Below are 16,002 nucleotides of genomic sequence, written 5' to 3' on the forward strand. Positions count from 1 at the left end.
TAGTAACAATGCTAATGCTATTTTAAATGGCTCTAATCAATTTGTTGGGTTTGTTGGTGAACTAAACAAAAAAGCTAAAAAAGCTTATGATATAGGTTTTGATTGTTATGTTATTAATTTAAACTTAACTAATTATTTAAATCAAAATCATCAAGATATTAAAATTAATAAACCTAGTGTTTATCAAGATATCTTTAGAGATCTAACAATTAGTTTAAGTGATGATTTTGATTTAGATGTTGTTTTAAATAAAATCAAAACAATTAAATATGTAAGTGATGTTTATATTAAAACAGTCTTTAGAAAAGATAATATAACATCATATACATTTACAATTATCTTAAATGGATATGATCATACACTAAGTAGTGAAGAGATCAAAACGATTGAAGATAGTTTAAATCAACTTGTTAATGAGTTAGTAGCTTAAATACAGAACTAGCTAGAATTAGCTAGTTTTTTGTTTGATGATAAGTAAATAAAATATTAAATAAAAAAGATGGGTTTGAATTTGTTGATGTAATAAGATAAATCTAAACTTATAATATTTATAATTATTGTATTATAGTTATTAATAAGTTTAAAGGGTAGGGGTTTTAGATGGAGAATATACTGAAGTTGATTAAGAATGAGAAGGTAAAGTGGAAGAGATTGGGGGAAGTTTGTGAGATAAAGAGAGGAAGAGTTATTTCTAAGAAATTTCTTAGTGATAAAGAAAACATAGGAATATATCCAGTTTATTCATCACAAACACTTAATAATGGTCAAATAGGTAGTATTAATACTTATGATTTTGATGGAGATTATATAACCTGAACTACTGATGGAGCATATGCAGGAACTGTATTTTATCGAGAAGGTAAATTTTCTATAACTAATATTTGTGGAATCATAAGTTTAAAGAGTTCAGAACTAATACTAAAATTTCTTTACTATTACTTGTCAATCGAAGCCAAAAATCACGTTGCTGGTGGATCTGGTAACCCCAAGTTAATGAGCAATGTTGTCCACGATATTCTTGTCCCTGTTCCGTCTTTAGAAGTACAAGAAAAAATTGCAAAAACACTTGACAAATTCACAAATTATGTTACCGAATTACTACTAAGAAATAAACAATATAACTACTACAGAAACTTTCTTCTTAGCGATGAATATTTAACTAAGAAGACACTAGAACTTTGTGGAGAAGATGTAGAAGTTGAGTATAAAATTATTGCTGATCTTTGTGATATAAAAAAGGGTGAACAGCTTAATAAAAAACAATTAAATGATGATGAAATGTATCCAGCATATAATGGTGGTAAAACTTTTTCAGGAAGAACTAATAAATATAATGTAGAAGCAAATACAATCATCATTAGTCAAGGTGGAGCATCAGCAGGATATGTAAATTTCATAACCGAAAGATTTTGAGCTAATGCTCATTGTTATTATTTAATACCCAATCAATCTGTAAAAAATAGATTTTTATATCATTTTTTAAAACTTAAACAAGATTATCTAATGGCTGCTCAATATGGTGCAGGAATACCATCCTTAAGTAAAGATACAATATGAAATATTTTTATTTCAACACCGCCCCTAACAGTTCAAAACCATATTGCTTCAATTCTTGATCAATTCGACACTCTAACCAACAACCTATCCGAAGGTCTTCCTAAAGAAATAGAACTTCGTCAAAAACAATACGAATACTATCGAGATCAACTTTTATCATTTAATGAAAATTAATGATGATTTTTAAACTAAATATCTAGAATCAAAAAACTCCTTAAGTTACACTGCTTAGGGAGTTTTTATATTATTAACTATCTATTAAGCACCTTCTTTAAAGATAGCTGTTTTAGCAAAATCTTTAAATTCAGAATCACTTTGTTGACTTAATCATCTTAGGTTTTGACGGTATGATTTTTGTTGATTTGGGAATTTCTTGTTATCAGTTCCATCAATTAAATTGTGTGCTGGACCTTTTTCATTATCATTATGAACTTGAACTAAGTATGTGAATCCACCTTTTTTACTTACATCAGTTTCACTATTTACTGAGCTAATACTTGAATAAATACCAATTGGTAAACCGTATTCATCAACAACTAATGAACCAGAAGCCCCAAAGTAAATACTACTATAATCAACAAAGGCATTAAAACCAAAACCACTAGCCTCAGAGTTAGCATCTAAAACAGTTTTTAATGGTTGTCCTATTGTAAAACTAGTTCCTGTGAATGCATCTTGTGGAATATTAGAGTTTTTAGGGTAATTTCTCCATAACATTTGTTTTCTACCAATTGTAGGGAAACCAGCAATATATGCCCTTTCAACATTTAGAGATGTTGTATTTTCATCAAGATTATAGGTATTTTTATCTAGTTTTTGTTCTTCAGATTTTTGTTCATCAATTCATACAGATGGATGATCAATACTTAAATAAGGAATTGAACCTTTGTCATGGTTAGGATACTTCTTTGAAGAGAATTTAGTGATATCAGCATCAACTGATTTCATTGCAGCTTGAATATGTTCTAATAATAGTTTGTATTTATCGTTACTATTAGCTTTGTCTTTCAATTTCTTATAATTAACTTTTAAGCCAAAAACAGCAAAGTCCTTACCACTATATTTTCTCTGAGCATTATTATTAGCTTTATCAATTAGCTTTTCATTGTTTTCTTTGTCAAAAATATTTAAAGCCACAAAAACAGTTTTTGGGTTTTCAAATACTTTATCTTCATCATATGTAATTTGTTTACCTTGATTATCAGAACTAAATAAAGCAGCTTCATTTTTTCTATTAACAAAATATTCAAGATCATTTTTACTATCATAACTTTGTCCAGAAGGAATAGCTTCAAGACTAGCTTCTTTTTTAGGAACAGCCAAAATAAAACTATCAATTTTTGCTTGTTTTTGAGCTTCTTGTGTAAAGTACTCAGGGAATTGTTTCTTATATGGTTCACTATCTTTCATAGCGTTGAATGCACGACTATAAACATGGGCATTAGTTGCAATATAAAGCATTAATTCATCTGAATCTTTTTGATTATTCTTTCAAGCATAATCTAATAATCAACCAGTTCCTGTTGGGTTAAATGGAACTATTGAATCATTAACTTTATTGAAATTTTCCTTTTCAATAGCATAATCAACACTATTGAAACCAATAGCAAAAGATCTATTTTTTATCTTTTGATATGCCTCATCATCTTTTATTTTTAATTCTTTAACTTCTTTTGAAGCTGGTCTTCTATTAGCTAATTTCTGTCTAAGTTCATTTTGTTTTTTAATATGTTCAAGCAATGCACCAAGATTAGCGTTTGGATCAAATGGTTGATTTTGTCCTTGACCAGGATCAAAACCATTATTAGGGTTAGAAGAACCATTCGATGATCCAACACTGTTTGATCCATCACTATTAGCTGGAGTTTTAACAACTAAAGTTTCACTTGTATTAGCTGAATAAGAATTAGATACAATAGGAGTAGTTTTTCTTAGATCATCATAAATATTAACCGCAGAAACATAATAGCTTTTATTGTGTTCTAAACCACTAAATTCAACTTTTGTATCACCTTTAGTATTACTAGCTACTTTAGTCGATTTAATAGATGATCTACTTGAGCTAGAACTATTTGGTTTTAGTTCAACTTCAACTACTTTTCGTGCATATTGAGAACCAACATTTAATCTTAAGTTGTGTTTTTGATTATTATAGCCTAATGTATCTGATTGTAAAGTAACAGTAAACTTAATACTATTTTTAGAACTATTGTTTCTTATTACACTACTTCCAGAACCACTCTTAGTATCAGATTGCTTTTGGCTTGGTTGGTTTGGCTTTTGTTCAGGCTTTTGTTCTTCTGTACATGCTGCAGCAACTGCAATTATACTAGTTGCAGCTACAAAAGAGACACTGCTCATTAAAAATATTTTTTTCTTGTTGTTCATATCGACTCACTAATTTCTATTGGATTTCTTTAAATAAAATTAAGTTATTGTTTAGATCAATTCTAGAAGTATTATCTTCATAATTAAATCTATAATCCATTGATTTTTTAACACCTTGTTCATCATCGTAAATGCCATAGACTTTTATAACAATTTGATCATATATGTTTCTATAAGATTTCACATTTTCTAGATCACTTATTACCAATTGCCCATCTTTAACCATTGATAATTCATTAGAAGTTTCACTTGCAGTTGTATAAACTTTAGATGATTTTTGAAGTCCAAATATACCATACCTTAGATACTTATCTTTTAAAGGCATTCCATCTTTTGTTTTAACACTCAAGGTTAATTTATCTCCTGTATTTTCTAATTTGATATCAACAGGCATTTTGTTCATTTCTGTGTCAGGAACAGTTCTATTTGACATTGCTTTGCTAACAGATATTGTTTTATTTTTATCATTTTGTTTAAATACAACATTAACAATATTTTCAGGTTGTGGTCGATTATTCATTTGTTGATCATAGATACTAGCAAAATCTAATTTATATTTACCAGAATCTATAATAGGGCGAAAATCTAGTTCAATATTGATTGTATTTGAATTTTCTGAAATCTTTTTAGGAATTGATAAAGCTTCACCTTCTCCATCAATTCTTTTTAATTTTACAAAAATACTTTTATTTTCTAAAGAACCGTTATAATCTTGTTTACTTAATTTGATTGACAATTTACCTTCATTAGAACCTGGATTGAGCGAAATAAAAGGGTTATCACCATTTAATTCTAATAATGGTTTAGATTTATCAATTTCTTCTTCCTTAGGCATAACTTGTGGTTGAGAAGGTGATTGAGTTTGGGGTTTAGTCCCAGGTTGTGATTGAGTTTCGCCTTGACCTTGACCTTGTGGTTGTGGTCGGGTTTGTGAATTAGTTGGCGGAGTATTTTGCGGTTGCATCTTACCCTCATCCATTTGTTTTTCTACTTCACCCTTTTGACTACCGCTACCTTGATCAGGTTTTGCTTCTTTTTCTTTATCTTTTCCAGTCTTAGAACCAGACTGATCATCATCCCTTGGCTCATCACCTAACATTTGATCTGGTTTTGGAGATGCTGCTGGTGGTTGTTGTGGACTTGGTTGTGAATCCATATTTTGTTTTTCAGGTTGGTTAACTTTAGGAGAAGAACTAGAACCTGGTTTCGTTCCAGAACCAGATGATGATCCGCCACCATTATCAGGTTTTGCCATTTCATCTTTTTGTTGATCTTTTTCTTTCTCTTTATTCTTATCAGTATCCATCTTAGCTTGTGGATTTACATCTTGTTTTTGATCCTTAGAATCTTTATCTTGTTTAGAACTATCAGCCATCCCATCTTTCATTGAATCTTTTGAATCAGCTTGATCTTTTTGATTCATTTCATTATTAGGATTTTGTTGTTTTAATGGTTCTTTTTGATCCTTATTCTTTAAGTCATTATCCCTTTTATCTTGCTCTTTTTTAGAGTTAGATGGATTAGTTTGATTTAGTGGACTTTTATCTTTATTATTTGTGTTCTTATTTGGATTAGTAGGGTTATTCTTTGTTTGATCAGTTGATTTATTAACTGGGTTATTACTCTTTGGTTTAGTGGGTGTTGTTTGTTTAGTTGAATCACCACTTTTAGGAGTACAAGAAGCAGCAACTGCTACTATACTAGTTGCTGATAATACTACTAAACTACTAATTAGTCATTTATGTTTAGATTTATGTTTCATAAAATATCCCTACATTTCTTTTTGACTGTTTAAGGCGTATAAATTTTATAATATTTTTTTCTAACTAATTAAATTCAAATACAAGATAATAAATTAATGTTGAAATAATAAACACATTCAATAATAAACTTTAATCATTATCTTTATTTTTAATTATTATTGATTAATTAATAATGTCCCATTAATAGTTCTAAATAAGCAACAAATAATTGATTCTTTTTATTTCTTGTTCCTTATATTATTTATAAGTTTAAAAATAATAAAAATTAATATTTATAAATGAAAATCCATTGTTTAAAATCAATATAATACATACTAAAATACAACTAAACAGTTAGTATTAGTAAACTTATTTGTTGCTTATTAAAATAATTAAAAAAGGACTTTTAAAATGAAAAATAAAGCTAAAAAGAAATTAATTCCTATTTCATTAGTTAGTGTTCTATTAACTCCTTTTTTATTAACAGCTTGTTATAGTACTAAATCAGTTCAAAACAATAATACTACTTCAGTTAACAATGATCGATTAAGTTTTGCAACTCAACCAACTACAAAAGCTTTTTTAGAAGATTTCTTTAATAAGAACAATGAACTATTAAACAATGAATTATTTATTCAACAAAGTATTAGTGATCAAAAACTAGTTGAACTTAAATATACTCTAAAATCATTCCATCCAACAAGAACAATTATTGAAGATGGAAGTGCTATGGCTTTAGTTGCTGGAGTTAGTAAACAAGTCTTATTAGATGATGTTACTACTAATTGGTATTGAATGCTTAATAACATTGATCTATTTGATTATTTATTTAATCCTTATAACACTAATGGTTATAAGAAGTATGATAATGAAAAAGCTGATTTTAATGCTCCAATCAATGAGTTAAGCATTAGACTTAAAAAAGAAATTAATCAGTTTTATAAAATTACTAAAAAAGCTAATCCTTATGATCATTTTGAAAACACAACTGTTTATTACTTATTGTTTAATGATAAATATGTACTTAGAATTCACCGCTTTAAAGAAGATCGAGCCTTTAAAGCTAGAGTTGATTTTCATATCTATGAACTTATGAATAAGCAAACTGATTTAATTACATTTGCAAATCAGTTTGAATCAACTCTAGATAAAATCCAAAATGAACAATTAGCTAATCAACTAAAAAATATTGAAGACCCATCAGAAACTTCTATGCAAGAATATGAAAGAGAAAAGAAGTTTTATACAGAACAATATAATGACTATAGTAAATATAATATTTATTCAAATGATGTCTATTTATTTTTAGAAGATAAAGTTTATAATCAACTTAAAGCTGATCTTAAATTAAGAAGATTTACTTTAAGAAATGTTGATAATAAAGTTTTAAAACCAGCTGATTTAATTAAGTTTAATGAAATTAATCAACAATTTACTAAGCCACATCAACAATATTTAAAATTCATTAATAAAGATGAATTAATAAATATTAAAGACTTTGATACAAAAGCATTTGTAACTGATAAAATCATTCAACGCTTATTAAAAATAGCATATGAAAACCCAGTAGATGCTTTACATTTTATTAACCAACAAAAAGATCCTAATTATATTGCTTTAATTAAAGCCCAATTATTAGATTATCGAACTAAATTTATTAATCCACAAAACAACAAAATAAAAGTTGATGCTAATTTATTATCACAGTATGCTAATTTTCTATCAGCTAATTGGTATTTTGTACTAACTAATTTAAACCTATTTGAAGGTTTATTTTATGAACTTTATCAACTACCTACTAAAACAACAATTGAAAACCAACAAGAAGTTTTACTATCTCCATCACAACAATATAAAGATGCTATTGAAAAAAGAATTAGTAGGGGATATGAACAAAGAGTAGTTAATATTAATAACTATCTTGAACAAGTTCAAGAAGGAGATAGTTCAAGAGGTTTTTTAGGACATAGTGATTACTATATTAAAAAACAGAAAGAAATCTTTAATATTCGTTTTAGTAAAGAAGATAATAAGATTAAAACAATTTTTAATCCATTAGTTTATTATTTTCCACAAGCTAAGGTTCAATTATCAATTAATACCATTACAACAATCTTCCACCATGCTATTTATCACCATTCAAAAGCAGCTTATGATGGATTTGAAGATCTAGTGTTTAAATTTGGTTATGGGATTCCGCAAATGATGTTGTTATTAATTAAAAAGGAGAATGGATAATAATGAAATCTAAATTTCTAAAAACTAGTTTAATGCTATTACCCTTATTATCAATTGCTCCAATTAGTTTAGCTATTTCATGTACACAAACTAAATCAGAAACTCAATCAAAAATAGTAGTTGATAAACAACAAATTAAACAGAATCAATGAGATCTTTTCTTAGCTAATCAACACATTAAAAGTTTATTGAATTTAGTATTTGAAAACGAAGCTGATAAATTAGCTTATATTAAACAACAACAAAATATTGATTCAAAAGCATATCAACAAAAAATTGCTTTCTGATTAAACTATTTTAGTGTGCTATTACCAACTTGAGATGGACTATTTCGTGATTCGATACCACTTGCTTACAGTACTGCAGATCAACTTTATACTGAAATCTTTGAAAAAAACTGGTTATGGTTTTTATTTAATCTTGACCAAATGGTATTTATGATTCAACCTAAACATGAATTATTCCAAGAAACATCAGAAGAATCACTAGAGCGAATAAGAAGTGAATCAATAGATAATGGGATCTTCTTCAAACCCAAATCAAACATCTTCTTAGATGCTTCAATAACTTATGGAGATAATGGAATAGTTGATGAGAAAAATGATTTATTTAACATTTTTCTTTTACATAAAGATGGTTTTATTTTCCAATTTGAAGTTGAAAAATTTTATACAGATAATACTAAAAAAACATTAACTAAAAAAACATTAACTAAAAAAAGAACAAGATTATTTTCTTTTGTTCATACCTATCCATTATTACAACAACACCCTGAACAACTATTAAATAATTTTAATATTCGTAAATACACCGAAGTTTCTCAATTTATAAGAAGTGATAACCCAGCAGTTTCTTCAACTGCTCAACTAATCTTTAATGATGAGTATGGGGGAAGCTTTATTACTTATAAGTTTGCAGATCTTAATAAATAAAAACAGTTAGCAGAAAAATATCTGCTAACTTTTGTTATTAAAATGATTGGTTATGGTTAATTACAATACTAAAGTCTTTTGGATTATCTATTTTATTAACTACTACAAAGAAGACTTTAGTAGCTTTATATTTCTTTGATCGTTTATTAAAGATTGATTCAAATAAACTATATGATTCATTATTGTTTAAATATAAATCAATTTGTTTTTTAGCTAAATTGATTTTAGCTGCTTCTAAGTTTCATCCTGATAGATGATTACTATTATTATCATTTTCAGGTAATTTATCATTAATGCCATTTATTACTAAAATTGATTGTTTACTAAAATCAACTGTTTGCATTAAATTGGTTTTAACTAAATCAATGTATTTACTATTATTAATAGCAAACTCTTGTTGTTCAAAAGTGTTTCAATCATTAATTAAAATAAAATGATCGCTAGTTAGATTTTGTTTAGTTTGTGAATTAGTTAATTGGTTAGAGATTTTTTGTAGTACATAAACTGGTTGGTTGATTTGATTAGTATATGTGTATGCTTGGTATTTGTATTTAACTTCGTTTTGCTCTTTTTGGTTCTTTTGGTATTTTTTATAATCAACTACTTGTTCTGATAAATAAAGAGTAATTGCTTTAACTTTAGGTTCATAGTTAAAGTATTGAGTTAATATCTTTTTGTAAGTTTCTAGTTTTGAATGATCTTTTGGATAAATAATAACTTCGTTTAAAGTTGGGTTAAGTGCATAAGCAATATCATTAACATGGTCCTTAAAACCAACTTTAAACATAGCAAGGGCTTGTTTTTGTAATGATTCATTATCATCTAAATCAAACCTAATTACAAACCGAAGTACACCAAGTGATTCATCATTATTTTTGTTTTCAATGATGTTAATAGTTTTATTAGGATCTAGTTGGTCTGATTGTTTAATAAGCTTGTTTTGGTTATTATTTGGTTTAACTACTTGATCAGTTAAAAATAAAGTAATCTTTTCTACTAATTGACTCTTATTAAAATAAAGTGTTAATAGTTGTTTGTAATTATTAACAGTTAATAGATCTTTAACATAAAGTACAATTTCATGATTATCTTCATCTAATTGATAATAAAGACCATCTAAATGGTTTTTAAGTGTAGTACTAAATAATTTAGCTGCTTCTTTTTTAAGTTCTTCTTGATTAGTTGCTTTAGTTTTAATACTAAATCGTAATTTACCAAAATTAGGATCATTATCTTGGTTTTGAATTACTTCTACAGTTTTATTAGGATCAAGTTCTAGTTGGTTTTTAGGTGGATTTGGTTTAGTTGATTCAAGTTTAGGAGTGGGTTGGTTTTGATCTAAATCAATCTTATTGAATTTAATCTTATCAAAGTTAATCTTAAGTGGTTCATTTTCTTGATCACTACTATTAGCTTTAGGATTAGTACTACTTTGATCAAATAAATCATCTAAGCGTTTAATACTATTTGTATTTTTTTGCTTAGTAGCTTGATCTTTTCATCGATTAGCTTGATTATTACAACTAGCTAAAATAATTGGAGTTAGTACAACTAAGCTACTAATTAATGTAGCTATTAATAATCTTTTTTGCTTACGCATAATAATCACCATCTTATATAGTTTTAAATTATACTAGATTATTAATAGCTATATATAAATTTAAAAAATTCAAAAATCAACCCTTCTTTACTAATTAAGCTAATGAAGGGGTGATAACATGTTAAGTTACATGATATTTAAAATTATTTATAACTCAGCTAATTTAATAGTTGGAGAACACAATTATATTGGTTATCAAATTAAAGTTCCTAAAGATTATGAACTAGAGATCAATAAATATTCTCGATTATATTTATATGAACATATTAATACTATTCCACATAAAAACCAGATTCATAAAGAGCTTTATGGATTTAGAACATTAGCTGAAAAACTATTGTTTGCTGATTTATTAAGTATTAATGGAATTGGTACAAAAACAGCACTAAACTTGCTTAAAAACGATATTGAAGTAATTCAAACAGCAATTGGGGTTGGTGATTATGAAACACTTACCCAATTTAAAGGAATTAGTTTAAAATATGCTACTTTAATTTGTGAATACTTATCTAGTAGATATGCTAATAAAATTAATGAGCAAAAGAAATGAACTAAGGAATTATCTAATGGATTAAGTAATCTAGGTTATGATAAAAAAGACATTGATTTAGCAATTAATAAACTAAATAACATTAATGATGAAATTGATATTAGTGAACTAATGGCACTTGCTATAAGAGAGATATCTTTATCTAAAAATTAATAATGAAAACAATTGAATTAAGACCACAAAAACTAGCTGATTTCATTGGTAAAAGTAGTATGAAAAACAACTTAGGGATTTATTTAAATGCTGCTAAGAAACGATCAAGTTGTTTAGATCATATTTTATTTTATGGAATGGCTGGGGTTGGTAAAACATCATTAGCTTTTATTATTGCTAATGAATTAAATGTTAAGATCCATATAGTACAAGGGAATGCTCTTAATAAACCAATTGATATCATTAATCTATTGTCTTTAGTTCAAGAGAATGATGTAGTGTTTATTGATGAGATTCATGCTTGTCATAATTTGGTGTTTGAAACACTTTACAGTGTTATGGAAGATTTTGCGATTGATGTAGCAATTGGGAAAGAATTTAATGCAAAAGCAACAAGAATTAAACTTCCTAAGTTTACTTTAATTGGAGCAACAACAGCCCTTGGTAAAATTCCAAAACCACTTGAAGAACGGTTTGGTTTTAGTTTCTTTATGAGTGAGTATGAAGTAGGCGAAATTATCCAACTAATCAAAATCAATGCTCTTAAAATTGATTTAGAACTAAGTGAGGATGAAATCAGTTTAATTGCTTTAAATGCAAAAGGGATACCACGAATTGCTAACCGATTATTAAGACGAATCTATGATTTTAAAACAACTAATAGTAGTTGAGATGTTGAACAAATTTTTAAACAGATTAAGATTTATGAAGATGGACTTGAAGAGTGCGATTTACAATACCTTTTAGCTTTATATAATCATGAAACAGATATTGGTTTAAAATCAATTTGTCAAATTACCCAACTTGATCCATTAACTGTTGAAACTAAAATTGAACCTTTTTTAATTAAAAGAAACTATATTACTAAAAGTTTAAAAGGAAGAAGGATTACATATAAAGGAATTAAGTTTATTAAAAACAATGCACTTGTTTAATCAAACAATAAGAATTGTTCATTAACAAGTGATTCATCAATTAAATTATTTAAACTAATTCCAATTAAACGGACTCATTCACCATCATACCAATTTCTAAAAAGTTTTAAGATCTTATTAGCTATTACATCATAATCATTACTAAAAAAGCGTAAATTTTGTGATTTAGTTTTAGTTTTAAAATCATCATATTTAATTGTTAAACTAATGTTATTAGTTCATAAATGAGCTTTTTTAAGCCGTTTGATACAATCTTTAATTAATACTTTTAATTCTTTAACTATTGTTGTTTCATCATTACTATCAAAAGCTAAGGTTGTTGAACGCCCAATTGATTTAGCTACTCTGTTTACTGTTAAGTCATTATTTTCATAATGAGCTAAAAAGGGATTAATGGTTGAATAGTATGAAGCACCTAAAATATCTTGAACAATAGATTGGTTTTGTTCATTTACTAAATCTTTAATTGTCTTGATGTTTTGTTCATATAACAATGAAGCTGTTTTAGGTCCAATATATGGAATTGTAGCTACATCTTTATTGTACATAATTGGTTTAATATCATCTGTATCTAAGATAAAAATGCCATTGAGTTTTGCTAACTCTGTGGCCATTTTTGCTAATAGCTTTGATTTAGCAATTCCAATTGATACTTTAAGATCTAAACTGTTATAGATGTGTTTTTGGATTTTAATAGCTAATAATTTAGGGTTGTTATGATGATCTTTTAATAAATCAGTAACATCAATAAAACATTCATCAATTGAAGTGATTTCACAATTATTAGTATAGCTTTTAATGATACTAAAAAATTGTTTGGAATATCGTTCATAAGCTCAACCAGTGTGTTCAACAATTATTAGTTTTGGACATAGTTTCATAGCTAAAAAACTAGGCATAGCTGCTTTAATTCCAAAACTTCGAGCAATATAGTTAGGAGATGAGATAATACCTGTTCTTGAGTTTAGTGAACCAACAGCTAGTGGTTGATTTTTGTATTTTGGAAAAACGATTTCAGCCACAGATGCAAAAAAGGCATCAATATCAATATGAAAGAAGATCTTATTCATAACGTTTAAAATAAACCATATATTCTTGGTTTTGTTTTTTCGGATCAAAAATATCAACAGGAGTTGTATGTAAACATTCAAAACCAGCTTCTTTTGCAGTTGATACTATTAGATCAACTGCTTCATTTTGTAAATTTTTATCTTTAATAACACCTTTATATTTAGATGCAATTTTGTAACCTAATTCAAATTGAGGTTTAACTAAAAGCATTACTTTAGTGCTTTTAGAAGCTAAATTACTAATCATATAAAATACACTTTTAAGTGAAATAAATGATAGATCACCAACAATTAAATCAATTGGTTCAGCAAACATATCAACACTTAAATCTTTAACATTGGTTTTATCATAAACTACTACTTTAGGATTATTAGCTATTTTAGGATCTAATAAATCAACTCCTACATCAACACAATAAACTTTACTTGCATTCAATTGTAAACAAACATCAGAAAACCCACCAGTTGATGCCCCAAGATCAACAACAACATGATCTTTAATATCAACATCTATTTCATTTAAAAGCTTAAGGAGCTTATAAGCTCCTTTTGATACAAAACTATATTGATTATTAATTTTTATTTGATCATTGTGATCTACTAAAAAAGCTGGTTTATTAATAATTTGATCATTAACACTAACAAAATTACGCTTAATTAAATCAATTGCTTTTGATCTTGTAGCTACATTTAAATTATTAACTAATCAGTGATCTAATCGACTTTTTTGCATAACTATATATTATTTAATCCTTGTTAGTAAAACAATTAATAAAGCAATTGAAACAGAACTACCAATTAAACCTGAAAGAACAACAAAAAACCACCTTAGTGGTTTATGACTAAAGTATTTTTTAAATAGGATTTCAAAATGAAAAGGATCAAAGTAATCAGATGAATTAACACTAGATAAATAGATGATTAACTCTCGTTTGATTTCATCAATAATAAGCCCTCTTCTATATTTATTATTAAAAGGTCATAGGTATGTAAAAAATCATTTTCTTTGTAATTTTTTAAACCATTTTTCATTAACTGAATCACTAAAGAAGTTAGCTACATAGGTAGTGTTAGATAATCTTTTGTTGATATTATTTGTTTTTTTATTATCGTCCATTAATTATTAATACTCTTACTTATTAATGTAAATTATATGAACTTTAGCTTTGCTTTTGTTAATTAATATTAATTTGTATTATCGCTATCTTGTGGTTTCTTATCAGTTTTCTTCATTTTGTATTTATTAAATGATTCAATTTCTTTTTGTTCTTCTTCATCAATTTGTTTAGATTCTTCTTGAAGTTTAGCCATCTCTTCTTTACGTTTGACGAAGTAGTCTTCAGGTAGTTTGAAATCAGTCACTGAAACTTGAGGGTATTGTTGTTCTTCTTTGTTTTTGATGATTAGTGCATCAACACCAAATACTTCTCTTAGTAGATCTTCATTAATAACTTCTTTTAGTTTACCATACTTAACTAAAGTACCATCTTTCATAATCATTACTTTATGAGCATACTTAAGACCATTGTTAATATCATGGATAACTAAAACAATTGTTTTGTTCATTTTGTGGTGTAGTTTATGTAAAAGTTCAATAATTTCTAATTGACTTCTAATATCTAAGTGGTTAGTAGGTTCATCAAGTACAATTGTATCTGTATCTTGAGCTAATGAAAGAGCAATTAATGCTTTTTGACGTTGTCCACCAGATAGATCTTCTAGATTACGATCTTTTAGATCATAAATACCAACTTGTTTTAAAGCTGTTTCAATGATGTGACGTTCACGCTTTGGATTAGTGTTAATACCAAGAGCATTAGATGATGGGAAACGACCCATTTTTACGAAATCATAAATTGATGTTGCTTCAGGGAAAGCAGCTAATTGAGGAACATATGCAAGCGTTAGAGCTAATTCTTTTGATTTATAAGCTTGAATGTTTTTGTAGTTTTTAATATGTCAATCAATTGTTTTAATTGCTTTTTCACGGTTCTTTGTAAAAACATTAGCAATCTTATGACCAATTTTACTTAGCCATAAGAAAAATAGTGGTAAACGAGAAATTAATTTACCTTTGTATTTAATGTGTCCACTACTTGGTTGATTAATACGACATAAACCCTTGATTAATGTTGATTTACCTGAACCATTTGGTCCTAGTACAACAACAAAATCATTACGGTAAATTTTTGCACTTAAATCACTAATAATGGTTTTTTTACCATATCCTAATGATACTTCGTTTAATTCAAAAACAACATCATTATCATCGTTGTGTTCATGACAACTAAATTCATCATCATGATAAGATAATACTTCATCTAAGTCAATAGTACTTACATGTTCGTGGTGTTTTTGTTCTTCATTTTTCTTTTTATTAAAAAAACTCATAATATGTTTATCTTTCATCAAGACTAAAAATTACTTTTAGCTATATTAAAACTTAAAGTTTTATTAAACTTGTTTTATTATACATTCTTTATAACAAGCTATTATTAAATACATATTAAAATCAATAAGATAGTGACATTATTGGTATATTTATTTAAGAAATAGAACTTAGTTTATGTTCTAGAATATTAATTTATTAATAATCTATAAGCTTTTTGTATAAATATTAATCTATATTATTTTGTCCTAATTTGTGTATAAAATTAGTTCTTATTTACTATTTTTAAAGGTTGGAATATTTTAATTAATATTTGATCGATTTTGTTTCAAAAGAATATAGAAAATAAATCTTGGATTGATATACAAAAATAAAAAACACCCTAAGTGGTAGGATGTGAAATGAACCCTAAAAGTTGGACAACCAACGAAAGGATTCATTTTTCATG

The 16,002-nt window shown here is 26.8% G+C and carries 13 protein-coding genes; 6 read left to right on the plus strand and 7 right to left on the minus strand.

Annotated features, from left to right (window positions below):
- Both UDIV_RS02590 and UDIV_RS02595 read left to right on the plus strand, forming a co-directional pair.
- The coding region (locus UDIV_RS02590) for a phenylalanine--tRNA ligase subunit beta-related protein (RefSeq protein WP_038102945.1) at positions 1-430 on the plus strand (430 nt) is incomplete at its 5' end.
- Positions 431-600: 170 nt separating this feature from the next.
- A complete protein-coding gene (locus UDIV_RS02595; protein WP_038102946.1) occupies positions 601-1,731 on the plus strand; it encodes a restriction endonuclease subunit S in 1,131 nt (376 codons plus the stop codon).
- 84 nt (positions 1,732-1,815) lie between these two features.
- Here the strand turns inward: UDIV_RS02595 and UDIV_RS02600 are convergent, their stop codons facing one another.
- Both UDIV_RS02600 and UDIV_RS02605 read right to left on the minus strand, forming a co-directional pair.
- Positions 1,816-3,945 (minus strand): MIP family Ig-specific serine endopeptidase, encoded by a 2,130-nt coding sequence (locus tag UDIV_RS02600; protein ID WP_038102947.1) that lies wholly within the window; start codon positions 3,943-3,945, stop codon positions 1,816-1,818.
- Positions 3,946-3,961: 16 nt separating this feature from the next.
- Positions 3,962-5,707: a Vmc-like lipoprotein signal peptide domain-containing protein gene (locus UDIV_RS02605; protein WP_038102948.1), complete on the minus strand. Its 1,746-nt coding sequence runs from the start codon at positions 5,705-5,707 to the stop codon at positions 3,962-3,964.
- Positions 5,708-6,098: 391 nt separating this feature from the next.
- Here UDIV_RS02605 and UDIV_RS02610 point away from each other — a divergent pair, with 391 nt between their 5' ends.
- Entirely contained in the window at positions 6,099-7,925 is a 1,827-nt protein-coding gene (locus UDIV_RS02610) for an aromatic motif membrane protein (RefSeq protein ID WP_038102949.1), read from the plus strand.
- A 2-nt stretch (positions 7,926-7,927) separates the two neighbouring features.
- Positions 7,928-8,857, plus strand: a complete 930-nt coding sequence (locus UDIV_RS02615; protein WP_038102950.1) for an aromatic motif membrane protein — start codon at positions 7,928-7,930, stop codon at positions 8,855-8,857.
- A gap of 37 nt (positions 8,858-8,894) precedes the next feature.
- On the opposite strand, the gene UDIV_RS02620 is transcribed toward UDIV_RS02615, so the two are convergent.
- On the minus strand, positions 8,895-10,457 hold the full coding sequence (locus UDIV_RS02620) for a hypothetical protein (protein ID WP_038102951.1): 1,563 nt from the start codon (positions 10,455-10,457) through the stop codon (positions 8,895-8,897).
- A 121-nt stretch (positions 10,458-10,578) separates the two neighbouring features.
- Here UDIV_RS02620 and ruvA point away from each other — a divergent pair, with 121 nt between their 5' ends.
- Complete coding sequence (gene ruvA / locus UDIV_RS02625; RefSeq protein WP_038102956.1) at positions 10,579-11,160, plus strand: Holliday junction branch migration protein RuvA; 582 nt, start codon at positions 10,579-10,581, stop codon at positions 11,158-11,160.
- Positions 11,161-11,162: 2 nt separating this feature from the next.
- Entirely contained in the window at positions 11,163-12,095 is a 933-nt protein-coding gene (gene ruvB / locus UDIV_RS02630; RefSeq protein ID WP_038102952.1) for a Holliday junction branch migration DNA helicase RuvB, read from the plus strand.
- Here the strand turns inward: ruvB and UDIV_RS02635 are convergent.
- The 4 genes from UDIV_RS02635 to UDIV_RS02650 all read right to left on the minus strand — a co-directional run bounded on the left by UDIV_RS02635 (position 12,092) and on the right by UDIV_RS02650 (position 15,556).
- On the minus strand, positions 12,092-13,165 hold the full coding sequence (locus tag UDIV_RS02635; protein ID WP_038102953.1) for a Y-family DNA polymerase: 1,074 nt from the start codon (positions 13,163-13,165) through the stop codon (positions 12,092-12,094). The two genes, ruvB and UDIV_RS02635, sit on opposite strands and share 4 nt — an antisense overlap.
- Complete coding sequence (locus UDIV_RS02640; RefSeq protein ID WP_038102954.1) at positions 13,158-13,898, minus strand: TlyA family RNA methyltransferase; 741 nt, start codon at positions 13,896-13,898, stop codon at positions 13,158-13,160. Before UDIV_RS02640 ends, UDIV_RS02635 begins: the two co-directional genes overlap by 8 nt.
- Positions 13,899-13,907: 9 nt before the next feature.
- On the minus strand, positions 13,908-14,282 hold the full coding sequence (locus tag UDIV_RS02645; RefSeq protein WP_038102955.1) for a hypothetical protein: 375 nt from the start codon (positions 14,280-14,282) through the stop codon (positions 13,908-13,910).
- A gap of 68 nt (positions 14,283-14,350) precedes the next feature.
- Entirely contained in the window at positions 14,351-15,556 is a 1,206-nt protein-coding gene (locus tag UDIV_RS02650; RefSeq protein ID WP_081847824.1) for an ABC transporter ATP-binding protein, read from the minus strand.
- Positions 15,557-16,002 lie beyond the last annotated feature (446 nt).

Source organism: Ureaplasma diversum NCTC 246 (genome assembly GCF_000731915.1).
In the GTDB taxonomy this organism is placed as follows: domain Bacteria; phylum Bacillota_I; class Bacilli_A; order Mycoplasmatales; family Mycoplasmoidaceae; genus Ureaplasma; species Ureaplasma diversum.